At 71.0% G+C, this 22,898-nt stretch carries 23 protein-coding genes; 9 read left to right on the top strand and 14 right to left on the bottom strand.

Annotated features, from left to right (window positions below):
* Window positions 1-4 precede the first annotated feature (4 nt).
* Window positions 5-478 carry a DUF2141 domain-containing protein gene (locus ACSQ14_RS08765; RefSeq protein ID WP_436011745.1) on the top strand — a complete coding sequence of 158 codons (474 nt, stop codon included), beginning with the start codon at window positions 5-7 and terminating at the stop codon, window positions 476-478.
* On the opposite strand, the gene ACSQ14_RS08760 is transcribed toward ACSQ14_RS08765, so the two are convergent.
* Window positions 453-1,355 (bottom strand): metallophosphoesterase family protein, encoded by a 903-nt coding sequence (locus ACSQ14_RS08760; protein ID WP_436011743.1) that lies wholly within the window; start codon window positions 1,353-1,355, stop codon window positions 453-455. The two genes, ACSQ14_RS08765 and ACSQ14_RS08760, sit on opposite strands and share 26 nt — an antisense overlap.
* A gap of 104 nt (window positions 1,356-1,459) precedes the next feature.
* Here ACSQ14_RS08760 and ACSQ14_RS08755 point away from each other — a divergent pair, with 104 nt between their 5' ends.
* From ACSQ14_RS08755 to ACSQ14_RS08745, 3 genes are read left to right on the top strand one after another with little or no spacing between them, the layout of a single operon-like run.
* Window positions 1,460-2,557, top strand: a complete 1,098-nt coding sequence (locus ACSQ14_RS08755) for a CDP-alcohol phosphatidyltransferase family protein (RefSeq protein ID WP_436011741.1) — start codon at window positions 1,460-1,462, stop codon at window positions 2,555-2,557.
* Complete coding sequence (locus ACSQ14_RS08750) at window positions 2,554-3,477, top strand: diacylglycerol/lipid kinase family protein (protein ID WP_436011738.1); 924 nt, start codon at window positions 2,554-2,556, stop codon at window positions 3,475-3,477. Before ACSQ14_RS08755 ends, ACSQ14_RS08750 begins: the two co-directional genes overlap by 4 nt.
* Window positions 3,474-4,409, top strand: a complete 936-nt coding sequence (locus tag ACSQ14_RS08745) for a hypothetical protein (RefSeq protein ID WP_436011736.1) — start codon at window positions 3,474-3,476, stop codon at window positions 4,407-4,409. The genes ACSQ14_RS08750 and ACSQ14_RS08745 overlap by 4 nt, the downstream gene beginning before the upstream one ends.
* A gap of 75 nt (window positions 4,410-4,484) precedes the next feature.
* On the opposite strand, the gene spt is transcribed toward ACSQ14_RS08745, so the two are convergent.
* The 7 genes from spt to lldD form a co-directional block, all read right to left on the bottom strand.
* Window positions 4,485-5,702 (bottom strand): serine palmitoyltransferase, encoded by a 1,218-nt coding sequence (gene spt, locus ACSQ14_RS08740; RefSeq protein ID WP_436011734.1) that lies wholly within the window; start codon window positions 5,700-5,702, stop codon window positions 4,485-4,487.
* Between the two features lie 4 nt (window positions 5,703-5,706).
* The gene (locus ACSQ14_RS08735; RefSeq protein WP_436011732.1) at window positions 5,707-5,961 is read right to left on the bottom strand and encodes an acyl carrier protein; all 255 of its coding nucleotides are present in this window, start codon (window positions 5,959-5,961) and stop codon (window positions 5,707-5,709) included.
* Window positions 5,962-6,048: 87 nt separating this feature from the next.
* Window positions 6,049-6,984, bottom strand: coding sequence for an NAD-dependent epimerase/dehydratase family protein (locus ACSQ14_RS08730; protein WP_436011730.1), 936 nt, complete (start codon window positions 6,982-6,984; stop codon window positions 6,049-6,051).
* Window positions 6,985-6,989: 5 nt separating this feature from the next.
* On the bottom strand, window positions 6,990-8,693 hold the full coding sequence (locus ACSQ14_RS08725) for a fatty acyl-AMP ligase (protein WP_436011728.1): 1,704 nt from the start codon (window positions 8,691-8,693) through the stop codon (window positions 6,990-6,992).
* Window positions 8,694-8,703: 10 nt separating this feature from the next.
* Window positions 8,704-10,086, bottom strand: coding sequence for a lipopolysaccharide biosynthesis protein (locus tag ACSQ14_RS08720; protein ID WP_436011726.1), 1,383 nt, complete (start codon window positions 10,084-10,086; stop codon window positions 8,704-8,706).
* On the bottom strand, window positions 10,083-11,138 hold the full coding sequence (locus ACSQ14_RS08715) for a fatty acid desaturase family protein (protein WP_436011724.1): 1,056 nt from the start codon (window positions 11,136-11,138) through the stop codon (window positions 10,083-10,085). The genes ACSQ14_RS08720 and ACSQ14_RS08715 overlap by 4 nt, the downstream gene beginning before the upstream one ends.
* Before the next feature lie 107 nt (window positions 11,139-11,245).
* Window positions 11,246-12,391 carry an FMN-dependent L-lactate dehydrogenase LldD gene (gene lldD, locus ACSQ14_RS08710; protein WP_436011722.1) on the bottom strand — a complete coding sequence of 382 codons (1,146 nt, stop codon included), beginning with the start codon at window positions 12,389-12,391 and terminating at the stop codon, window positions 11,246-11,248.
* A 215-nt stretch (window positions 12,392-12,606) separates the two neighbouring features.
* Between lldD and ACSQ14_RS08705 the strand changes: the two genes are divergently transcribed.
* The 3 genes from ACSQ14_RS08705 to ACSQ14_RS08695 all read left to right on the top strand — a co-directional run bounded on the left by ACSQ14_RS08705 (window position 12,607) and on the right by ACSQ14_RS08695 (window position 14,473).
* Entirely contained in the window at window positions 12,607-13,215 is a 609-nt protein-coding gene (locus ACSQ14_RS08705) for a carboxymuconolactone decarboxylase family protein (RefSeq protein ID WP_436011720.1), read from the top strand.
* Between the two features lie 99 nt (window positions 13,216-13,314).
* Window positions 13,315-14,055 (top strand): SDR family NAD(P)-dependent oxidoreductase, encoded by a 741-nt coding sequence (locus ACSQ14_RS08700; protein ID WP_436011718.1) that lies wholly within the window; start codon window positions 13,315-13,317, stop codon window positions 14,053-14,055.
* 130 nt (window positions 14,056-14,185) lie between these two features.
* The gene (locus ACSQ14_RS08695) at window positions 14,186-14,473 is read left to right on the top strand and encodes a hypothetical protein (protein ID WP_436011716.1); all 288 of its coding nucleotides are present in this window, start codon (window positions 14,186-14,188) and stop codon (window positions 14,471-14,473) included.
* Window positions 14,474-14,599: 126 nt separating this feature from the next.
* On the opposite strand, the gene guaA is transcribed toward ACSQ14_RS08695, so the two are convergent.
* The 4 genes from guaA to guaB are packed head-to-tail and all read right to left on the bottom strand — an operon-like array spanning window position 14,600 to window position 19,381.
* Window positions 14,600-16,168 carry a glutamine-hydrolyzing GMP synthase gene (gene guaA, locus ACSQ14_RS08690; RefSeq protein ID WP_436011714.1) on the bottom strand — a complete coding sequence of 523 codons (1,569 nt, stop codon included), beginning with the start codon at window positions 16,166-16,168 and terminating at the stop codon, window positions 14,600-14,602.
* Window positions 16,169-16,177: 9 nt separating this feature from the next.
* Window positions 16,178-17,476: an RsmB/NOP family class I SAM-dependent RNA methyltransferase gene (locus ACSQ14_RS08685; protein WP_436011712.1), complete on the bottom strand. Its 1,299-nt coding sequence runs from the start codon at window positions 17,474-17,476 to the stop codon at window positions 16,178-16,180.
* A gap of 9 nt (window positions 17,477-17,485) precedes the next feature.
* A complete protein-coding gene (locus tag ACSQ14_RS08680; protein WP_436011710.1) occupies window positions 17,486-17,887 on the bottom strand; it encodes an MAPEG family protein in 402 nt (133 codons plus the stop codon).
* A 36-nt stretch (window positions 17,888-17,923) separates the two neighbouring features.
* Window positions 17,924-19,381 (bottom strand): IMP dehydrogenase, encoded by a 1,458-nt coding sequence (gene guaB, locus ACSQ14_RS08675; RefSeq protein ID WP_436011708.1) that lies wholly within the window; start codon window positions 19,379-19,381, stop codon window positions 17,924-17,926.
* Between the two features lie 147 nt (window positions 19,382-19,528).
* On the opposite strand from guaB, the gene ACSQ14_RS08670 reads away from it, so the two are divergent.
* Window positions 19,529-20,386 (top strand): SPOR domain-containing protein, encoded by an 858-nt coding sequence (locus tag ACSQ14_RS08670; protein ID WP_436011706.1) that lies wholly within the window; start codon window positions 19,529-19,531, stop codon window positions 20,384-20,386.
* A gap of 129 nt (window positions 20,387-20,515) precedes the next feature.
* Here the strand turns inward: ACSQ14_RS08670 and ACSQ14_RS08665 are convergent, their stop codons facing one another.
* Both ACSQ14_RS08665 and ACSQ14_RS08660 read right to left on the bottom strand, forming a co-directional pair.
* Entirely contained in the window at window positions 20,516-21,199 is a 684-nt protein-coding gene (locus ACSQ14_RS08665) for an RlmE family RNA methyltransferase (protein ID WP_436011704.1), read from the bottom strand.
* Window positions 21,200-21,219: 20 nt separating this feature from the next.
* Window positions 21,220-22,305, bottom strand: coding sequence for a Ppx/GppA phosphatase family protein (locus ACSQ14_RS08660; protein ID WP_436011702.1), 1,086 nt, complete (start codon window positions 22,303-22,305; stop codon window positions 21,220-21,222).
* A 165-nt stretch (window positions 22,306-22,470) separates the two neighbouring features.
* Between ACSQ14_RS08660 and hspQ the strand changes: the two genes are divergently transcribed.
* Window positions 22,471-22,800 carry a heat shock protein HspQ gene (hspQ, locus tag ACSQ14_RS08655; RefSeq protein WP_436011700.1) on the top strand — a complete coding sequence of 110 codons (330 nt, stop codon included), beginning with the start codon at window positions 22,471-22,473 and terminating at the stop codon, window positions 22,798-22,800.
* The last annotated feature ends 98 nt before the right edge of the window (window positions 22,801-22,898 follow it).

Here is a 22,898-nt window from a genome sequence, read left to right as displayed (position 1 = left end):
GTTGATGAAAGCGAGAATACGCCTGTGGCTGGCCGCCGCCGTCGCCGCGACGCTCGCTGGCGGGGCGGCGCACGCCGCCGAGGCCTGTCACGGACACCCTGGCGGCGACGCGGTCAAACTGACGGTGGAGGCCACGAACGTACGCGCCGCCAAGGGCGAAGTGGCGATCACCGTCTATCCCGACGACGTGCGGAGATTCCTCGCCCGCGGCGGCAAGCTGGGGCGCGTGCGCACGCCGGCCGCGCTTCCAGTGACGCGGGCCTGCTTCTGGCTGCCGCCCGGGCACTACGCCGTGGCGGTCTATCACGACCAGGATGGCGACCGGGATTTCGACCGCGACGGGCTGGGCCGCCCGACCGAAGGCTTCGGCTTCTCCAACGACGCGCCGGCGCGAATGGGTCTGCCGGCCTTCGCCGACGTCCGCTTCCGGCTGCCCGCCGGCGGCAAGACAATCAGCCTGCGGATGCGCTACCGCTGAGCGGCGCGAGCCGGTAGCGGCCGAGTTCGACCATCTCGGAGCCGACGAGGCCGCGGGCGATCAGACGCACGCTCCAGCCGCCCTCGGCGGCGCCCTCGACCTCGATTGAATGCCAGCGCGCCGGCTCGTCGTGGCCGCCGTCGCCCGAGGCGGGCGGCACCCCAAGCACCGGGATCGGCCCGAGCGGGCCGGACATGGTCGTCATGTTGGCCTCGTGCGCGTGGCCGTGCAGCACCAGTTCGGCGCCCTCCGCCCGCAGGATCGCCGCCAGTTCGGGGGCCTGGCGCAGCGCCTTGCGCCGCGAGACCACTCCGGCGGTCGGCGGATGGTGGATCAGCACGACGCGAAACAGCCCCTCCTCCCCCAGCCGTCGCAACAGTTCGGGCAGGCGTTCCAGTTGCCCCGTGTCGAGCGCGCCCTGCGCCAGGTGCGGCGCGGTCGGCGTGGCCGAGCAGAGGTTCACCATGGCCACCGGCCCGCGCCGGCGCGCCTGCGGGAACGCGGTGACGTCCGCGTCGCCCAGCCAGGGCCGCCAGGTGTCGAATCGCCCGTGGCCGCTGCGGCCGACTAGCGCATCGTGGTTGCCGGGGCTGACGGTGATCCCACTTGCGGGTCCCAAGGCCTCCAGCCAGCGACGCGCCGCGGCGAACTCCTCCGTAGTGGAGAAGTTGGTGAGATCGCCGGTTATTGCGATGTGATCGGGCTTATGCGCCTTGAGGTCCTCGACCAGGGCCGCCAGGACTTCGCTGCTGTGCCGGCGACGCTTGCGTCGCCAAGCAAAGCGGCTCAGCCAGCGCTTGGGCTGCAGTTCGAGGCCGCGCCGTGGCGGTGGCGTCAGGTGCAGATCGGAGATGTGGGCGAGACGAAAGGCGGACAACTGAAAGCTCTCTGGCCAGGGGCTCGGTTCGCTGGTTATCAACTCAGGCGATTTTGCATAAGGGGCGGCAGGACTTGGATCGAGCGAGCAGTGCGGAACGGGGCGTGACTCTGGCGGCCGGCGACGGCCGTATCTGGGGCATGACCGGGACGGAACGGCTGCAGCGGATCTTCCGCCGCGTCGGCCTGCGCGACGTTGCGCGCGATTCGCTGGCGACCGGCGCCGGCGGGGTCGTGCTGGTCCGCGCCGACTGGGTCTACGACGAGAGCTTGATCGCGGCCCTGGCCAAGCGGCCGGACGCCCTGCTGATCGGCCCCGCCGGCGAGCCGCTGGCCGCACATGTGGCCGGGACCGTCGCGGCGCAGGTCGCTGACGCCCTGGAAGGCCGCGGCGATTCGGCGGCGCTGGCCGGCCTGGAGCGGCTGGACCCCGCCGCGCTCGCCTACAATCAGGCGCTGCGCAAGCGCGAGCCGCCGGTGCTGGAGCATCTGAGCCCCGCGACCGTGCGCCAGGTCGAGGCGCGGCTGTTCAAGGGCTCCTACAAGGGCGTCACCGACCTCGTCACTAAGCACGTCTGGCCGGTGCCGGCGCGGATCGTCACCCGCTGGTGCGCGCTCGCCGGGATCACCCCGAACCAGGTGACCTTCGCCGGCTTCGTGCTGGTGATCGCCGCCTTCGTGCTGTTCTGGCAGGGCCATTTCGCCGCCGGCCTGGTCTGCGGCTGGATCATGACCTTCCTCGACACCGTCGACGGCAAGCTCGCCCGCGTCACCCTGACCTCGTCGAAGTGGGGCAACATCTTCGACCACGGCATCGACCTGGTGCACCCGCCGTTCTGGTGGTGGGCCTGGTACGTCGGGGTGCAGAACGGCCCCTACCCGCCGCTGCCCTACGGCGAGCTGATGCTGGGCGTGGTGATCGTCGGCTACGTCGCCCAGCGCGTCGTCGAAGGCATCTTCATGCGGATGTTCGACATGCACGTGCATGCCTGGCGGCCGTTCGACAGCTGGTTCCGCGAGATCACCGCGCGGCGCAACCCGAACCTGATCCTGCTGACCGGCTGCGCGCTGCTCGGCCGACCGGACGTCGGCTTCGCCGCCATGGCGCTGTGGACCGCGTTGTCCTTCCTGGTTCACGTGGCGCAGCTGGTCCAGGCGATGGCCGCGCCGCGCGGCAGCGTCGTCTCCTGGCTGTCGCGGTGAACCGCGTCGGCGTCATCCACAACCCCAGGAGCCGTCGCAACTCCAGCGCAGCGGACCCGCCGCCGCGCCCGCCGGAAAGCGTCCTCGTCGAGGCCCCGCACAGCCATGACGAATTGGACGCCGTCCTGGCGCGCTTCGCGCAACAGGGGATCGACCTGCTGGTCGTCGACGGCGGCGACGGCACGGTTCGCGACGTGATGACCCAGGCCGCGACGCACTTCACCGACGGCATGCCGACGATGGCCGTGCTGCCGTCCGGCAAGACCAATGCGCTCGCCCTCGACCTCGGCGCGCCGCGCGACTGGCCGCTGGAGGCCGCGCTCGAGAGCGCCCGGAAAGGGCGCACGCGCCCCCGCCGCCCGCTCGAAGTGGCCCGCGCGGGCGAGACGACGCCGCTGGCGCGCGGCTTCATCTTCGGGGCCGGGGCGTTCGTCCGCGCGACCGATCTCGCCCAGCGCACGCACAAGATGGGCGCTTTCGAGGGCCTGGCCGTCGGCCTGACCCTCGGCGCGGCGACCTTCCAGACCCTGTTCGGCGGCCGCCACAGCGGCTGGCGCGATGGCGAGCCGATGCGGCTGGGCTTCGCCGGCCAGCCCCCCAAGCCGGCCGACGTCTTCCTGATCCTCGCCTCGACGCTCGAACGCCTGCCGCTCGACGTGCAGCCGTTCGGCCCGCCGAAGAGCGGCGGCCCGCTGCGAAGCCTCACGGTCAGGGCCCCGCCGAAGCGCCTGCTGAACGCCTTGCCGATCGTGCTGAGCGGGGCCGACGCCCCCTGGCTCGAATCGGCCGGCTACCAGCGCCGCGCGCTGGAGCATTTCGAGGTCGCCCTGGAGACCAGTTTCGTGCTCGACGGCGAGGTCTACGCCGGCGGCCAGCTCGACGTCCGCGCCGGCGCGCCGGTGGAGTTCGTGGTTCCGTGAACCTGGAGCTGCGCGCGTTCGTCGCCGATCAGCTGGCCGCGCCCTGCCCGCCGGAGGCGCGGGCCTTCGCCGCGGCGCTGGCCAAGGAGGTCGGGGCGCGGGCGGTGCTGTTCTACGGCTCGGTGCTGCGCACCGGCGACCTGGATGGCGTGCTCGACTTCTACATCCTGACCGGCGACGGACGCGGCAAGGGCTGGCGCGGCTGGCTCTCGCGTCACCTCTGGCCCGACGTCTCCTACCGGGAGATGCAGATCGCCGGCCGCACCGTGCGCGCCAAGGTGGCGACCATGCCGCTGGCGATCTTCGCCCGCGCCGCGGCGGACGGCTTCCTCGACACCACGATCTGGACCCGGTTCGTGCAGCCGTCGGCCCTGGCCTGGGCGGCGGACCCGCAAGCCGAAGAGGCGGTGACCGCGGCGATCGCCGCCGCCTGCGAGACCGCCGGCCGCTACGCCGCGGCGCTCGGCCCGGCCGAAGGCCGCGCCGAGGACTACTGGCAGGCGCTGTTCCGCAACACCTACAAGGCGGAGCTTCGGGTCGAGAAGCCGGGCCGCGAGCGGGAGATCCTCGGCTTTGATCCGCAGCGCTACGCGCAGCTTCTGCCCACGGCCTGGGCGAGCGGCGGCGTCGCCTTCGCCCGGTCGGGCGAGATCCTGCGCGCCGAGCTGAGCCCGGCGGCGGCCCGCGAGTTGCGGCGCGGCTGGGGCCGGCGCGCGCGGTTCGGCAAGCCGCTGAACGCGGCCCGCTTGGTGAAGGCGACCTCCACGTTCGAAGGCGCCGCCCGCTATGCGGCGTGGAAGATCGAGCGCCACACCGGCGTGGCCGTCGCGCTCACGCCCTGGCGCGAGCGTCATCCGCTGCTCGCCGTACCGGCGCTGGCGTGGGGGCTGTGGCGCGCCAAGACACGTCAACGGTCAGGCAAAAGCGCCTGACCGTCAAAACGTGTTCTAGAGCAAAAGCCTAGCGCGCGTTCGAGGGCGAGGCCGCTCCAACGCGCACCGGCGAGGTCAGCCGGACGCCCGCTGCCCCTGGACCGGCAGCACGCCGAGTTCACGGCCCGCCCATTCGAAGACGTCGAGCACCTGGTCGATCTGCTCCGGCGTGTGCGCGGCGCTGACGCTGGTGCGCAGCAGCGGCCGGTTGTTCGGCGTCGCCGGCGGCAGCGCGAGGTTCAGATAGACCCCGCCGCCCAGCAGGGCGTTCCACATCCCCAGCGCCGCCGGGAGGTCGGGCATGACCACCGCGACGATCGGGCTGGGGTTCGGCCCGGTCGTGAAGCCCAGGGCGTTGAGGCCGCGGAACAGCCGCTCGGCGTTGGCCTGCAACTGAGGCCGCAGGGTGCGGTCGTTCTCGACCCGCTGCAGCGCCTTCAGCGTCGAGGCGACGATCGCCGGCGGCAGCGAGGCGGTGAACATGTAGGGCCGCGTGACCACGCGCAGGATGTCGAAGTCGTCGTCGTTCGACACGCAGAAGCCGCCGATCGCACCCAGGCTCTTCGAGAAGGTGCCGACGATGAAGTCGACGTCGTCCTCGACGCCCTCGACCTCGGCCAGGCCGCGGCCCTTCTCGCCGAGCACGCCCATCGAGTGCGCCTCGTCGACCAGCAGGTAGGCGTCCGACTGACGCTTGACGTCGACGATCTCCTTCAGCGGCGCGGCGTCGCCCATCATCGAGTAGATGCCCTCGACGACGATCAGGCGCTCGCCCGGCGTGCCTTCCAGGCGACGCAGGCGCTTGTAGAGGTCTTCCGGATCGTTGTGCCGGAAGCGGATCACCTCGGCGTGGCCGAGGCGCGCGCCGTCATAGATGCTGGCGTGGCTGTCGGCGTCGAGGATCAGGTGATCGCCGCGTCCGACCAGAGCCGACAGCACCCCGAGGTTCGCCTGATAGCCGGTCGTGAAGACCATGGCGTGCTTGCGGCCATAGAAGCGCGCGAGATCCTGCTCCATCGCCAGGTGGCCACCGAAGCTGCCGTTGGCGATCCGCGAGCCGGTGGTGCCGGTCCCCCAGGCGCGGACGGCCTCGATGGAGGCGTCAACGCACTCCGGATCGAAGGTCAGGCCCAGGTAATTGTTCGTACCGAGCAGGATGACCCGACGGCCATTGAGCTCAGCTTCGGTCGGCGACAGAACGCGATCGAAACGGACATTGAATGGATCCGCGCCGTGATCCTTGATCCCGGAGTATGCGCGGATCTGCGAGACGTGCTTGTCGAGAAGTCCCAACGGCTCAGACCTTCGCCCGCAGTTCATCAATGACCGCAGCCAATTGGCCCACGGTCTGGACGTCCGCCATGCGATCCAGCGGGATCGACAGGTCGAACTTGTCCTCAAGTTCCATAACGATGTTCATCAATGCCAATGAGTCGACGGAGAGATCGCGAGCAATGTCCGTCTCAGCGCTGACGGTCACCGGCTTGCCGAGCACCTCCTCGGCCGCGCGACCAATTTCGCGCACCGTTAGATCCACGACGAGTTCGGCCATGTCACCCCCGGATACGGCGCCCCGTGCACAGCTAATCATGCTTCGCTCGGATTGCCATAGTTGTGTCGTCTATCCGCAAGAAAAGGTTCATGAACGCAGCTTTTTGGCCACGCGCCACGACGCCACCGTCTGCGCGAATCCGGTGGTGATATCAAAATTTGCCTCGGGTGCGTCGTCCCAAATCTCATCAGGACGCACGCTCCAGTCGAGATGGCGCAACTCCCTCGCCTTTCCCGGGCTGAGAATCGAATCACCGCCGAAGCAGCGTTGCACGGCGCCGGCGACGCCGGCTACCGCCAGCACCGCCGACGGCAGCTCCAACAAACGCGGCGAACGTCCCACGGCCTGCGCCGCGGCCTCGACGATCTCGCGCCAGCTATAGCCGTCAGACCGCCCATCAGATAGTGCGACGACGGATTTGTCAGGGACGCGGTCGGCCGCAGTGGCGATCTGACGCGCAGCGTCGGCCACGTGGATCATCGCGATTCGCGCGCGCCGATCGAACACCGGCGCCACCGGCAGCCGTTGCGCCGCCTCGAACACCCCCAGGGTCTCCAGGTCGCCCGGGCCGTAGATCGCCGGCGGCCGCAGCACGCTGACCAGATCGCCCAGGACGGCCTGCGCCGCCGCCTCGCCGCCGCGCTTGCTCGCGGCGTAGGGCGACAGCTGCGGCTCCCGCGCCGCCAGGCTGGAGACCAGCAGCGCCCGCCCGACGCCGGCGCGGCGGGCCGCCTGGGCGACCCGGCGGCTGCCCTCGACATTGGCCTCGGTGAACGCCGCGATGCTGGGCGCCTTGATTAGCCCCGCCGCATGGATCACGACCTCGGCGCCGCGACAGAGCTGGTTGAGCGCCGCCTCGTCCGCCAGGCCGCCGATGACGATCTCCGGCTCCACGCCGGCCGGGGCGACCAGCACCGCGTCGCGACGCACCAGCGCGCGCACGGCCCACCCCTGCTCGGCGAGCACGCCGACCAGGTGCCGCCCGAGAAAGCCTGTCGCGCCGGTGACTGCGGCGATCCGCATGCCGCTCAACTTTCGAGGAGGTCGAAGGCTCCGCTTTCGAATAGGGCGCGCGCCTTCGAACGGCTGAGCTTGCCAGAGGAGGTCTGCGGCAGCGCCCTGGACCCCACCAGCCGGACCTGCGCGTCGACCCCGTGCCGCGCCCGCATCAGGGCGGCCGTCCCCTCGCTGATGCGTTGGCGGACCTCCGGGTCGCTGCTGCGGCATTGCACCAGCAGCATCACCGTCTCTTCCGACTCGCCCAGCGCGATGGCCGCGACGTCGCCGCTGCGCAGGCCCTCGACGCCCGACTCGGCGGTCCACTCGAGGTCCTGGGGCCAGATGTTGCGTCCGTTCAGCAGGATCAGATCCTTCGAGCGCCCGGTCGGCGTGATCTCGCCGTCGGCCACGTAGCCGAGGTCGCCGGTGTCGAGCCAGCCGTCCGCCGACAGCACCGCGGCGGTGGCCTCGGGCTGGCGGAAGTATTCCCGCATCAGGCTGGGGCCACGCACGTAAATGCGCCCCACCCGCCGTTCCGGCAGAACCTGGCCGGCCTCGTCGCGGACCTGCAGCTCGTGGCCCGGCAGGATCGGGCCGCAGCGCACGAAGCTGCGGCGACGCTCGGCGGCCTCGCCGGCGGCGACCGTGCCGTCACGCTCCATGAGATCGACGTCGACGGTGTCGGCGCGCAGCCCCTGGTCCAGCGGCGCCATGGTCAGCGCGAGCGTCGCCTCGGCCATGCCGTAGCTGGCGACGAAGGCCGAGCGCTGGAAGCCGGCGGCGGCGAACCGCTCGGCGAAGGCCTCCAGCGGGCCGGCCCGCACCATGTCGCCGCCGACGCCGGCGATGCGCCAGCGCGAGAGGTCGACCTCGCTCGCGGCGTCGCCACGGCGCGCGCAGAGATCGTAGCCGAAGGTCGGGCTGTAGGAGACCGTCCCGCCGTGGCGGGCGATCAGGTCGAGCCACAACAGCGGCCGGCGCACGAAAGCCGCCGTCGGCAGCAGGTCGACGGTCATCTGGCTGGCCAGCGGGCTCAGCAGGAAGCCGATCAATCCCATGTCGTGATAGAGCGGCAGCCAGGAGACGGCGCGGTCCGCCGCCGTGATCTGCAGCCCGTCGCGGGTGATCGCTAGCGCATTGGCCATCAGCGCCCGGTGGGTCACCACCACGCCGGCCGGCGTGCGGGTGCTGCCGGACGAGAACTGCAGGTAGGAGGTCTGTTCGGGCGAGATCTGCGGCAGCGCCTGGTCGGCGCCCGCCGGGAGGTCCGCCAGCCGCAGCGTCCGCGCGACGCCGGAGGCCCCGGCGGCGTCCTCCGCCCAGGCTTCGAATTCGACCGGGGCGATCACCGCGCTGGCGGCGGCCGCGCTGAGCATGCGGGCGATCTGCGCCACATAGGCCTCGCGCCCGCCGAGCGGCGTCGGCAGCGGCATCGGCGCGGGGACCAGGCCGGCGTACTGGCAGGCGAAGAAGGCGCGCACGAAGTCTGGCGTGGTGTCGGCGATCAGGCCGACCCGGTCGCCCGGCGAAAGGCCGGCGGCCAACAGGCCGCGGGCGAACTCCAGCGCCTGCTCGCGCAGGTCGCCATACGGCAGCGCCAAGATCAACTTGCCGCGCACGTCGTGGAAGTTCAGGCCCGTCTCGCCGGTGGCGGCGAAGTCCAGCGCCTCCGTCAGGGTGGCGAAGTCTCCGCAGCGGATCGCGCGGTTCGGTGCAGTCGGGGTCACGTTCACGGCGCCTGTTTCACCGAGGCGGGGGGGGATGATCAAGGGACTTTCCGCCGCGCCCCTCCGCACGCTGCTGCATCAGCAGCCAGAACATCCCCAGCGCGATGGCCGCAGTGGAGGCCACGAGCCCCGCGCCGGCTGCCGTCAGGCCATAGCGCGGCACCAGGAACGGCAGCGCCGCGATGTAGACGACCGCCGCCGCCACCCGCACCCACACCGTCGCGCCGGCCTTGCCCAGAGTGATCACCATCGGCTCGAGCGGCAGGCTGATCAGGTTGATCACCGCGGCGGCGACCTGCCAGGTCATGATCCCGGCCGCCGCCGCGAAGCCGGGGCCCATGACAAGTTGCAGCAGTGGCGCGCCGGCGAAGCCGGAAACCGCCAGCAGCAGCAGGCCGACGCCGCTGGCGGTCAGGGCGATTCGGCCGGTCAGCCGCCACATCTCGTGCTCGCGCCCCTCGACCATCAGGCGGACCAGTTCGGGGTAGAGCGCCGGGGTGAGCAGCCGCACCGGCTTGGCGATGGCGTCGGCGACCTGCCGGCCGACCCGCCAGAGCGCGGCTTCCGACGGCCCCAGCAGGCCGCCGACGATCAGGGTCACCAGGTGGGTGAAGGCCACGCCGACCGTGGCGTTGAGGTTGGTCGCCCAGGCAAAGCGCCAGACGCCCTCCGCGCGGATCTGCACCGGCCCGAACCAGCGGAAGCCGTGCAACAGGTCCTGCCGGCGCATCTCGCGCACCGCGACGACCAGCAGCTGGACGTAGCCGGCGATCGTCCCCAGCGCCCAGACGAGCAGGAAAAAGGCCAGGTCGGCGTGCAGCGCAAAGCCCAAGCCGCAGCCGGCAAGCCGCACCAGGGAGATCACCGCGGCGTTGGTCGCCAGCACGTCGAACCGGTCGAGCAGCCGCAGCACGCCGAGCGGCGCGGCGGCGGTCATGAAGAAGGCCGAGGCCGCATAGGCCGCCGCCAGCGGCGCCTGCGCCGCGGTCCAGCCGAGCTGCGGCCCGAAGATCAGCGCGCCGGCGACGCCGACGATCACCCCGATCACCCCGCTGGCGATGTCGAGCAGCATGGTGAAGCGGACGACCCGCTGCAGATCGTCCAGCCGCCGATGCGCCAGCGGCTCGGCGCCGTACTGCAGCACCGTCTGCCAGGACTGGAACTTGACCACGTCGCCGAGCAACTGGGCGAAGGCGTTGATCATCACCAGCACGCCCAGGCCGTCGACGCCCAGCGCGCGCGCCGTCACCGCCGTGTAGCCGAGGCTGACGACGGCGTTGACCGCGCGCCCGCCGAGCAGCTTGCCAGCGTTGCCCAGGATGCGTCGAAAGATCGCGCCGACGCTGGCCGCCGGACGCTCGTCCCCGTCGCCTTCGGCCCCGTCGCTTTCGGCGTTCACGCCGGCCCCTGTCCACGGGCTGAGGCCGCCGAACTCGCGATCAGCGCCTTCAGCGGCGCGAACAGCCCGCGATGATGGGCTCCGTGGTAGGCGGACTCCCGCGGCAGCGCGGCGGCGAGGCGTCGATGCGCCTCGGCGAGGTTGTGGTACGGCACCCGCGGCAGCAGGTGGTGGAGGGCGTGGTAACGCAGACCGACCGGCGCCCAGAGCAAAGGCAGCCAGCCGCGCGGCACGTTGATCGAGTCCAGGTACTGCTCGGTCAGCGTCATCGGCCGGCCGTCGCTGCGCCAGGCGTGGGCGACTAGGGTGCGCAGCTGATTGACCAGCGTCACCGCGGCCATGATCGCCACGCCGGTCAGCACGAATCGGGCCGGCAGCCCGCCCGCGACGACCAGGCCGACCAGCGTCCAGCTCCAGAGCCAGGCGCCGATCTCCTGCGCCCGCCACGCTGGGCGCCGGGCGACGCCGAAGTCCTGACGCCGGAACGCCGGGTTGATGCACATCGCCGAGAAGCGGGCGACCACCGCCGGACGCCAACGCGGCGCCAGCAAGGACAGCGGCCCCAGCACCGCGAAGCGCAGGAAGCTGCCAAGCGGCGCCAGGCCCGCCACCGCCAGGAAGCCGGCGATCGCCAGCGGCCGGCCGCGCGCCAGCGGCAGGTACTCCGGATCGTCGGCGGTGCCGTACAACTGCTTGAGATGGTGCAGGTTGTGGACGCCCTCGTAGAGCAGCGAAGGCGCGAGGAAGGGCACGCCGATCAGCGCGTTCCAGCCCGCGCGGAAACCCGGCGCGTCGCCGGCGCGCAGATGCGTCAGCTCATGGATGAAGCTCACGGCGCGATAGAGCGCGAGCACCGCGGCGAGCGCGCCGATCCAGGCCCAGGCGCCCTGCCCCAGCACCGCCAGCGCCAGGCCGCCATAGACCACCGCCGCGGTCAGCAGCAGGTCCGTCCAGTAGATCCTGGGGTTCGGACGCGTCAGGTCCGAGGTGATCTGCTGAGCCACCGCGCCGAGCTCGATCGCCCGCGCCAGCTGCTCCTGAGCCTTCGCCACTAGTTGTTCACCACCCGACCGCACCAGCTGAGCGCCGTATTGAGCGCCGTATCTAGCCTTCCCGCCGCCCGGCGCCAAACGACGCGCCGCCACACCCGCGCCCGCCGTTACCAGCTGGCCAGCGCGTCGCGGTCGAGCCGCGCGACGCTGGTGACGCCGGTCAGCGCCATGGCCACCCGCATCTCCGCCTCGACCAGCCGCAAGAGGTGGGCGACCCCGGCCTGGCCGCCGCCGGCCAGCGCATAGGCCCAGGCCCGCCCCAGCAGCACGCCCTTCGCCCCCAGCGCCAGCATCCGGACCACGTCCAGGCCCGAGCGCACGCCGCCGTCCACCAGCACGGTCAGGTCATCGCCGACCGCGTCGGCGATCGCCGGCAGCGCCCTGGCGGTGGAGAGCACCCCGTCGAGCTGCCGGCCGCCATGGTTGGAGACGACCAGGCCGTCGGCCCCGATCTGCACCGCCTCGCGCGCATCCTCGACGTCGAGCACGCCCTTGATGATCAGCGGCCCGGTCCATTCGCTGCGGATGAAGTCGAGGTCCTTCCAGGAGATCCCGGGATCGAAGTTGCCGCCCAGCCAGGCGAAGAAGTCGTCGATCCCGCTCTTGCCGCCGAGCACCGGAACGACATTGCCCAGGCTGTGCGGCCGGCCGTGCAGGCCGACGTCCCAGGCCCAGCCGGGATGCTGCGCCGCCTGCCAGACGCGGCGCAGCGCTCCGCCGAGCCCGGCCGCGCCGGTCAGGCCTGAGCGGAGGTCGCGATAGCGCGAGCCGGCCACCGGCATGTCGACGGTGAACACCAGCGCCGCGCAACGGACCTCGCGCGCCCGGGCCAGCAGGTCGCGCATGAAGCCGCGGTCGCGGATCATATAGAGCTGGAACCAGAACGGCTCGCTGACCCCGCGCGCAACCTCCTCCAGCGAGCAGACCCCGACGGTCGACAGGCAAAACGGGACGCCGGCGGCCTGGGCCGCGCGGGCCGCCGACACCTCGCCGCGGCGGGCGTACATGCCCGACAGGCCTACCGGCGAGAGCACCACCGGCATGGCCAGCTTCTGGCCGAACAGCTCGGTCGTCAGGTCGAGCTCGGCAACGTCGCGCAGCACGCGCTGGCGCAGCGCGATCTGCTCGAGATCGGCGACGTTGCGGCGCAGCGTCACCTCGGCGTAGGAGCCGCCGTCGATGTAGTCGAAGAGGAAGCGCGGCAGCCGCCGACGCGCCAGCTCGCGGTAGTCGAGCGCCGAGGCGGCCTTCACGCCGCCGGCTCCGTGGGCCCGCTGCTCATCGCCCCGCCTCTCCCTGTTCGCCCGGCTCAGGTCGCGACTCGCCCGGCCACTGCGCTGCGACGATAGCGCTGGAACGACGGGCTGTAGATATCGCCGCAGCGGGTTGCGGCCGCCGCGCTCACCCTGGAAGCTAGGGCAAAGCGACCGCGCGACGCGGCCAGAACAGTCAGTGGAGGAAGCCGACCATGGCGCAGACGGCCGAGCGCACGGACATCGAGGAACGCGAAGCCCTGATCCTGGGCAAGCCGCCGAGGGTCGCGCCGCCGGCTGAGATCACCGACGAGATGCGCGCAATGTGCACCTCCCCCCGCGGCTACGCCATCCACGGCGTCCTGCCGGCCAACTACGCGATCCTGCTGCACACCCCGGAGTTCCTGCGCCACTACCGGCCGTTGGGGAACCACCTGCTGGTCGACGGCGTCCTGGCGCCGCGGGACCGCGAGCTGGCGATCCTGCGCGTCGGCTGGCTCAGCAAGGTCCCCTACGTCTGGGGCGAGCACGTCACGATCGGCAAGAAGTGCGGGCTGACCAGCGCCGACATCGAGCGGGTGATCGAAGGCTCCGCCGCGGCGGGCTGGACCGATCATGAGCGCGCGATCCTGGCGGCGGTGGAGGAGCTGCTCGCCGACGCGCTGATCTCCGACCCGACCTGGGAGGTCCTCGCCCGGACGCTGGAGCAGGCCCAGCTCGTCGAGCTGCCGATGCTGATCGGCTACTACCAGCAGCTCGCTTTCTTCATGAACTCGTTGCGGGTGCCGCTTCGCGCCGCCAACCCCGGGCTGTCCGCGCGCTGAGGCTTGGCCGCCGCGGCTGAAACTTTGTCGCTCATGGTCAAGACGAGCGCGGCGTGGCTCCGCCAACTCAGCGCCAATCAATAAGCGCGGAGGAAGATCATGTCCCTGAAGGGTAAGACGGCCGTTGTCACCGGCGGCGGCAGCGGCATCGGCCGGGCCTGCAGCGTGCAGCTGGCCCGCGACGGGGCGGCGGTCGCCGTGTGGGACCTGAACGCCGAGAGCGCCGCCGAGACGGTGCGCCTGATCGAGGCCGAAGGCGGCCAGGCCAAGGCCTACATCGGCGACGCCTCGGACCGGGCTTCGATCGAGCAGATCCTCGGCCGCGTCCGGACCGAGCTGGGCCCGGTGCTGGTCCTGGTGAACAACGCCGGGATCACCGGCTTCAAGGCCTTCCTGGAGATCAGCCCCGAGGACCTGGAGCGGATCTACCGGATCAACCTGATGGGGCCGTTCTTCCTGACCCAGGCGGCGGTCCCCGACATGCTGGCCGCCGGCTGGGGCCGGATCATCAACATCTCCTCCTCGTCGGCCCAGACCGGCGCGATGGGCATGACGCACTACTCGTCCTCGAAGGGCGGGATCGTCGCGCTGACCAAGTCGCTGGCCCAGGAGTTCGCCGCGCAAGGGATCACCGTGAACAACATCCCGCCGGGCTTCATCGACACCCCGATGACCCGCTCGTCGCCGGTCGACGTCGACGCCATCGCCGCGGCCTCGCCGATGAAGCGCGCCGGCAAACCCGAGGACATCGCCGCGGCCTGCGGCTTCCTGGCCTCGGAGGCCGCCGGCTACATCACCGGCCAGACCTTCGGCGTGAACGGCGGCCGGGTCATCTACTGAGCCCATCAAGCGCTGCGCGGTCACTGGGTCGCAGGGCCCGGCGGCCGCGCAGGCGCTAGACTCGCGGACCTTCCAGATCAGGTCCGCCGGAGCCATTCCGCGCGGCCAGTGCGAGAGGCTCAGCGTTACCTTGAGCGATATTACGACCGGCGACATCGTCGAATGCGTCGACGACACGCCCAGCCGCCCCGAGAGCCAGGTCATGCCGAACCTCGGCGGCCTGTACACCGTCACCAGCATCCGTCCGGTCGACGGCGGCCAAAGCGTCCGACTCAAGGAGCTGACGCCAAGCTGCCACCTGGGCGGGACCTGCAGCTGCAAGAGCTGCGGCTGGGACGCCGGGCGCTTCCGCAAAGTCTATCGGCCGAACGGCGAGCTGATCGCCAGCCTGACCCGCAAGGTCTGCGAACCGGCCTGAGCCGACAGTCCTCGGCGAACGGCTCGAGGGCTGAAGAGCCTGCCGACCGAGCCCCGTCTGAAACGCAACGGCCCCGTCGACAACGTCAACGGGGCCGCGCAAGACGCTGATTTTACAGGCCGCGACCTATTCCCACTCGATGGTGCCGGGCGGCTTCGAGGTCACGTCGTAGACGACGCGGTTGATGCCCTTCACCTCGTTGATGATGCGGGTCGCCGCGCGGCCCAGCACCTCCCAGGGGAACTCGAAGAAGTCGGCGGTCATGCCGTCGGTGGAGGTGACGGCGCGCAGCGCGCAGACCTCGTCGTAGGTCCGCGCGTCGCCCATGACGCCGACGGTGCGCACCGGCAGCAGCACGGCGAAGGCCTGCCAGATCGCGTCGTAAAGGCCCGCCTTGCGGATCTCGTCGAGGTAGATGGCGTCCGCCTTCTGCAGCACGGCGACCCGCTCCGGCGAGACTTCGCCGGGGATGCGGATGGCCAGGCCCGGGCCCGGAAACGGATGGCGGCCGACGAAGGCCGGGGCCAAGCCGAGCTCGACGCCGAGCGCGCGGACCTCGTCTTTGAACAGCTCGCGCAGCGGCTCGACCAGCTTCAGCTTCATGTAGTCCGGCAGGCCGCCGACGTTGTGGTGGCTCTTGATCACCGCCGAGGGGCCGCCGCGGGCCGAAACGCTTTCGATCACGTCCGGATAGAGCGTGCCCTGGGCCAGGAAGTCGGCGCCGTCGATCTTCGCGGCCTCGCGGTCGAAGATCTCGACGAACAGCCGGCCGATCGTCTTGCGCTTGGTCTCCGGGTCGGAAACGCCCTTCAGCGCGCCGAGGAATTCCTCTGACGCATCAACGTGCACGAGCGGAATGTTGTAGTGATCGCGGAACAGGGTGACGACCTGTTCGGCCTCGTTGTGGCGCAGCAGGCCGGTGTCGACGAAGACGCAGGTCAGCTGGTCGCCGATGGCCTCGTGGATCAGCACCGCCGCGACCGAGGAATCCACCCCGCCGGACAGGCCGCAGATCACCTTGCCCTCGCCCACCTGGGCGCGGATGCGGGCGACCTCTTCCTGGCGGAAGGAGGCCATGGTCCAGTCGCCGTGGCAGCCGGCGATGCGGTGGGTGAAGTTGCGCAGGATCAGCGCGCCACGCGGGGTGTGCGCCACCTCCGGGTGGAACTGGATGCCGTAGAACCGGCGGCCCTCGTCGGCGATCACCGCATAGGGCGAGCCTTCCGAGACGGCGATGGTCTCGAAGCCGGGCGGCAGGGCGGCGACCTTGTCGCCGTGGCTCATCCAGACGGTTTCGGTGTGGCCGGCGCCGCCCAGCCCTTCGAGCAAGGGGCTCTCGCGGACGATCTCGATCTCGGCGCGGCCGAACTCGCGGGTCGTGCCCGGCTCGACCACCCCGCCGAGTTCGGCGCACATGGTCTGCTCGCCGTAGCAGATGCCCAGCACCGGCACGCCCATTTCGAAGATCTTCTTCGGCGCGGACGGGCTCTCGGCCTCGTGCACGCTGGCCGGACCGCCCGACAGGATGATCGCCCGCGGCTTGAAGCTGTCCAGCACCGCTTCGACCTTGTCGAAGGGGTGGATCTCGCAATAGACGCCGCTCTCGCGGACGCGTCGGGCGATGAGCTGGGTGACCTGGCTGCCGAAGTCGACGATCAGGACGTGTTCGTGGCCGGGTTCTGCGATCTGGGTCATGGCGCTCCGTTAGCTGGATTTCGGCTGGCGGTCATCGCGGCGCTCCAGCACGGCCACGAAAAACCCGTCTGTATGGGTGGTCCTGGGGGTCAGCCGCAGGTAACCGTCGGCGGTCAGGCGGTCCTGAAGCTCGGGATGGTCGGTCGCAGGCTTCGGCGTAAACTGGGGGCTGCGTTCGAGGAAGCCGGCGACGCGGTCCTCGTCCTCCTCGGGCAGGATCGAGCAGGTGACGTAGACTATCCGGCCGCCCGGCTTGACGAAGGTCGCGCCCAGGTCGAGCACCGCGTCCTGATCGGCGAGGCGCCGCTGCAGCGTCTCCGGCGTCAGCCGCCATTTGGTGTCGGGGTGACGCCGCCAGGAGCCGGCGCCCGAGCAGGGCGCGTCGACGAACACCAGGTCCATCTTGCCCTCCAGGCCCTTGAGCGGCTCCGGCTGGATCGGCGAACGGACCTGCAGGTTGCGCACGCCGGCCCGATCGCCGCGCCGCACCGTGTCGGTCAGCCGCCGGGCGTCGCTGTCGTAGGCGTAGACCTGGCCGGTGTTGCCCATCGCGGCAGCCAGGGCGAGCGTCTTGCCGCCGCCGCCGGCGCAGAGGTCGAGCACCTGCTTGCCCTTCACCTGGCCGGCGCAGGCCGCGGCGATCTGCGAGCCAAGGTCCTGGACCTCGAACCAGCCCTTGGAGAACTGCGGGATCGCCTCCACCGCGCCACTGCGGGTCGTCGGGTCGGGCGCGGCGATGCGCAGCGCCGTCGCCAGCACGCCCGCCGGCTCGGCGTTCAGCACCGCCAGGACCTTCAGCGCACGCTCCGGATCGGTCTTCAGGCTGTTGACCCGCAGGTCGACCGGCGCGCGTTCGGCCAAGGCCGCCAACTCCTCCGCGCGGTCGTCGCCGAAGACCCGCGCCAGCGAAGCGTCCAGCCAATCGGGATAGTCGCCGCGCACGGCGGCCGGCGCCTCGGCGAGGTCGCGCGGCGCGGCGAGCGCCGAACGCTCGGCGTCGGTCAGCGGCCCGGGGCCGTGCGGCTCGTCGGCGGCCGCCTCGGCGATGCGCTCCAGCGGCCAGCCCCACAGCAGCCCGAGTGCGCCGATCGCGGCGGCGCGCGGGGTGTCCTCGCCCATCCGCCAGCCCAGCGAGCGGCGGCGGCGCAGCACGTCCAGCGCCAGCCCGGAGACCCAAGCGCGGTCCTTCGCTCCGGCGTAGCGCGAGCTGTCGCCCCAGGCCTTCAGCGCCAGCCGCACCGGTCGGTGGTTGGCGTCGATGTCCGAAAGGACCTGGATGGCTGCCGAGAGGCGTCCGCCGTCACGCAAAGCCGTTACTCACCTGAAAAGGGCCACGACGACTAGCAGCAAGCCAATGCTGCCGATCAGCCAGACGAGAGTGCGCGCCACCGGCACGCCAGAGGCGTAGAGCGGCGCGTAGAGGGCGCGCGCCGCGACATAGAGGCCGGAACCCCAGAGGGTCAGGGCGCCGAACTTCCCCATCAGGTCGGCGACGATCACCGCCGTCGCGAACAGCGGGAAGGTCTCCATGAAGTTGCGGAAGGCGCGGTCCAGGCGCGCGGCCTGGACGCCGAGCGGCTTCTTGTCGTCCTGCGCCCCCAGGACCCACTTTGGGTCCTGGTCGCGCCGGGCGACGGCCGTGGCCCAGAGGAGTTGCACGAGGCCGATGACCACCGCGATCCCCAGGAGCTTCAACTCCGCCGGAACCGCGCCGTTCATGCCCCTGCCCTCGTCTCGGCCGCGCCCCGCCTCACCTCAGACCGGGCTCGGATAGTTCGGGGCCTCGCGGGTGATCATCACGTCGTGGACATGGCTCTCGCGCAGGCCCGCGCCGGTGATGCGGATGAACCGCGCCCGCTGGCGGAACTCGGTTAGGTTGGCCCCGCCGACGTAGCCCATGGCCGCCCGCAGGCCGCCGACCATCTGGTGCAGGATCGGCGCGATCGGGCCCTTGTAGGGCACCTGGCCTTCGATCCCTTCCGGCACCAGCTTCAGCGCGCTCACGTCCTTCTGGAAGTAGCGGTCCGCCGAACCCTGGCCCATGGCGCCCAGCGAGCCCATGCCGCGGTACGACTTGTAGGACCGGCCCTGGTAGAGGAACACCTCGCCCGGCCCCTCGTCGACGCCGGCGAAGACCGAACCCATCATGGCGACCGAAGCCCCCATGGCGAGCGCCTTGGCCAGATCGCCGGAGTACTTGATCCCGCCGTCAGCGATGATCGGCACGTCGGCGTCGGCCGCGGCGCGCACCGCGTCGGCGATGGCGGTCAGCTGCGGCACGCCCACGCCGGCGACGATCCGCGTGGTGCAGATCGAGCCCGGGCCGATGCCGACCTTCACGCCGTCGGCGCCGGCGTCGATCAGCGCCCGGGCGCCGTCGTAGGTGGCGACGTTGCCGGCGACGATCTGCACGCGGTTGGTCTCGCGCTTGATCCGTTCGACGGCCTTGACGACGTCGGCGTTGTGGCCATGAGCGGTGTCGATCACCACCACGTCGACGCCGGCCTCGACCAGCGCCATCGACCGCTCGTAGCCCGCGTCGCCGACCGTCGAGGCCGCGCCGACCAGCAGGCGGCCCTGGCCATCCTTGGCCGCGCTCGGGTGGAGTTGCGCCTTCTCCATGTCCTTGACGGTGATTAGGCCGACGGCGTGGTTGTCGTCGTCGACGACGATCAGCCGCTCGATCTTGTACCGCCGCAGCAGGTCGCGCGCTTCGGCCTGGCTGACGCCCTCGCGCACGGTGACCAGGTTGTCCTTGGTCATCAGCGCCTTGGCCGGGACGTCGTCGCGGGTCTCGAAGCGCATGTCGCGGTTGGTCAGGATGCCGCAGAGCTTGCCGCTCTCGTCGACCACCGGGAAGCCGGAGATCTTCTTGCGCGCCTTGAGCTGCCGGACATCGCTGAGCGGCGTGTCGGGGTGAATGGTCAGCGGATTGATGACCATCCCGCTTTCGTAGCGCTTCACCTCGCGCACCTGGTCAGCCTGCTCCTCGATGGTCAGGTTGCGGTGCAGGATGCCGACGCCGCCGTGCTGGGCCATGGCGATGGCCAGCCGGCTTTCGGTGACCGTGTCCATGGCGGCGGACACGAGCGGGATGTTCAGTTTGATCTCTCGCGTGAACCGGGTGGACACATCCACCTGGGTGGGCATCACGTCGGACGCCCCCGGTTCTAGCAAAACATCGTCGAAGGTGAGCCCTTCGCGAATCTCCATCGAGACACTCCGTTTTGCGGCGCTCGTATAAGCGGTGCGGGCCTAGTGCGGCAAGGCCCCGGGCCAAATCATTTGACGCCGCAAGGTACGCAACGCGCTCCCATGCTGGCGGTGTCCGACAGCAGCGCTTGAGGTTTGGGACCGGCGATGAAGCCGAAGTCCGTCAGAAGTCCCGCGGTCAGCGCCGGCCTCGCCGCGCTCGTCCTGCTGGCAGGACCGGCGAGCGCCGCCCCCAGCTACCCGCCTGACCTCGACCGCGATTCGCTCAGCGCCTGGCTGCGGCAGGCCACCGACCTTGCGCCCGAGCAGGTGGTCGCGGTGACAGCCTCGGCCGCCGCCGCGGTCGTCACGCGCACGCCGCAGCCGAACGGCCGCACCAAGCTGCTGCTGCGCGCCGTCTCGCTCAGTCAGGAGGCCACCGCCCGCAGCGGCGTGCTCGCCTGGCAGGTCAGCCTGGAAGTCGATTGCCGCAGCGGCGAGGTCTGGGCCGGGGCGACCACCGGCTATGGCGCGCGCACCGGCGCCGGCGAGGCGATCGAACTGGCGCCCGGCGAGGCGGCGTGGCGAAGGCCGCGCGCCGGGACTCCGCTGGAGAGCGCCTGGCAGTCGGTTTGCGAACCCGGGTTCCAGCCGCCGCTCGGGCCGCCCCGCGCGCAGCTCGCGAGCCTGCCCTCGCCCTCCCGGGCTTCCACGTCACGCCCCGCCGCCGCCTTCGCGCACAACGCGGCGGCCAAGGCGTCCGCAACGGAAACCCAGGCGAAGCCGGGACGCTGGGTCGTCCAGGTGGTCAGCTCGCCAGACGCGGCGGACACCCGCCAGGCGCTGGCCGGCCTGCGCAGCCGCTACGCCGACGCCCTGCAGGCGCTGGAGACCCGCGTCGAGCCCGCCCAGGTGCGCGGGCGCACGGTCTATCGCGGCGTGGTCGCCGGTTTCGCCTCCAGCGACCAGGCGTCGGAGTTCTGCGCGACGCTGAAACGCAACGGTCGGGACTGCCTGACGCGCTAGCCGGCGCGGCCCCAACGCCCCCTCCGTCTCCCGCCTGCGGGGATCCACCTCCCCCGCTGCGCGGTGGAGGATCTGAGCGCCAAGATGCTCCACCGCTTGGCTGGCTGGCTGGCTGGCTGGGAGGTCGCGCTAGCCGCGGCCCTTGAACCCGGTCGCCACGATGTAGACCTCCGAGGAATCCGCCCGGCTGGCCTTGGGCTTGAGGTTCCGCACCTCGACGAAGTGGCGCTTGAGATCGGCGATCAGCTCTGCGGTCTCGCCGCCTTGGAAGGCCTTGGCGATGAACACGCCGCCCGGCTTCAGAACCTCGATGGCGAACGCGGCGGCCGTCTCGATCAGGCCGACGATCCGCAGGTGGTCGGTCTGGCGATGGCCGACGGTGTTGGGGGCCATGTCCGAGAGCACCACGTCCGGCGGGCCGCCCAGCAGCTCGATCAGCTGCGGCCCGCAGGCCGGGTCGGTGAAGTCCATCTGCAGGATGTGGGCGGGCGGCAGCGGATCGACCGGCAGGAGGTCGACGCCGACGATGTCGCGCACGCCGCGCTCCAGCGCCACCTGGGTCCAGCCGCCGGGGGCGAGGCCCAGGTCGATGACCCGCGCGCCGGGCTTCAGCACCCGCAGCTTGTCGTCGATCTCGGTCAGCTTGAAAGCCGCACGGCTGCGATAGCCATGCGCCCGCGCCTTGGCGGCGAACGGGTCGTTGATCTGCCGCTCCAGCCAAGCCTGCTGGGACGGCGTCCGCATCTTGGCGGTCTTCAGCCGCGCGGGCTTCGGACGGCCTTCGTCGGTGCCGCCGGTAGGCGGTTTGACCATGCGTTTACGGGGGGGTTCGGTCATGCAGCGGAAGCAGTCATCTTTTGTGGGGAGCGGCCGCGCCGGCGCCGACGCTTGCCGCTGCGTTGATTCATCAGCGAGATCAGGATGCCCTCGCGCAGACCGCGATCGGCGACCCGCACCCGTGTACACGGCCACGCCTCCTGCACCGCCTGAAGAATCGCGGCCCCGGCCAGCACCAGGTCGGCGCGATCCGGACCAATGCAGGGCTGGGCGGCACGTTCGCTCGGGTTCAGCGCCAGCAGGCGCGCAGCGGCCTGGTCGCATTCCGCGCGGCTCATCCAGATGCCGTCGACCCGGCTGCGGTCATAGCGCGGCAGGTCCAGATGCATGCCGGCCAGGCTGGTGATCGCGCCGGAGGTGCCGACCAGATGCGCGCGATCGGCGGCGAACACCGGCTTCAGCGGATCGGCCCGGCGGAAGGCGTCGATCTCAGCCTTCACCGTGTCGACCATCGCCCGGTACCAGCCCTCGGTCGCCGCCTCGCCCTCGGGGAAGCGCTCGGCCAGGGTGACGACGCCGATCGGGATCGACAGCCAGGCCCGCATCGGCGGCGGCTCGCCCCCGCGCGCGGCCTTCAGGTCCAGCCAGGACATCTCCGTCGAGCCGCCGCCGACGTCGACCACCAGCGCCGCGTCGTGGCTGCGGTCGAGCAGGGTCAGGCAGCCGGCGACCGACAGCTTGGCTTCTTCCTGGGGCGTGATGATCTGCAGCCCAAGGCCGGTCTCGCGGTACACCCGCTCGATGAAGTCCGGGCCGTTCTCGGCGATGCGGCAGGCCTGGGTGGCGATCGCCCGCACCCGCGTCACCTTGCGTCGGCGGACCTTCTCGGCGCTGACCTTGAGCGCGGCGAGCGCCCGCTCCATCGCCGGTTCGGCCAGCCGGCCGGTCAGGCTCAAGCCTTCGCCGAGCCGCACGATCCGGGAGTAGGCCTCGACTACGCGGAAGCCGCCGCCCTGCGGCGTGGCGATCAGCAGCCGGCAATTGTTCGTCCCCAGATCGAGCGCCGCGTAGCACGGGGGCTCGCGCACTGGCCTGACCCGGCTGCGCAATACGGCGCCGGGCGCGCTCGGCGCCTCAGTCATGGACCGCCTTTTCGTCCTACGCAGGCCGCGCTAAACGAGGCGCGCCTGATTTCGAGAGACAGTGTAGCAAGCGCCCCCGCAGGGCGGAAGGCGCAGGCTCGGTTCACCGAGCGATCGCCTTCGTGTTCACCTCCCGGTCAGCAGCGAGGGGGTAGTCTGAGGCACATGAACACGCGAATCGCCAAGTACGCGATCGGCCAGGTCGTTCGTCACCGCGTCTATTCCTTCCGCGGCGTGATCTTCGACGTCGACCCGACCTTTTCCAACACCGAGGAATACTGGCTCTCGATTCCGGAAGGGGTCCGGCCGCCCAAGGACCAGCCCTACTACCACCTGCTCGCCGAGAACGAGGACAGCGCCTACGTCGCCTATGTGTCCGAGCAGAACCTGACGCTGGACGAGTCGGGGGAACCGGTGGGCCACCCGCAGGCGGCGGTGATCTTCGAATCGTTCCGCGAAGGCCAGTACAAGCTGAAGCCGCGCATCAGCCACTGAGGCGGGCGCGCCCGACGGAGAATTAAAGTCGAGCGTAGCGCTCGCTTGCGCAACAAACCGCCCTAAGCGTCGCCAAAGCCGGCAAAATCCGAACGGAA

The organism is Phenylobacterium sp. LjRoot219 (assembly GCF_964252995.1).
GTDB lineage: Bacteria > Pseudomonadota > Alphaproteobacteria > Caulobacterales > Caulobacteraceae > Phenylobacterium.
This window is presented reverse-complemented; position numbering and strand designations above follow the sequence as displayed.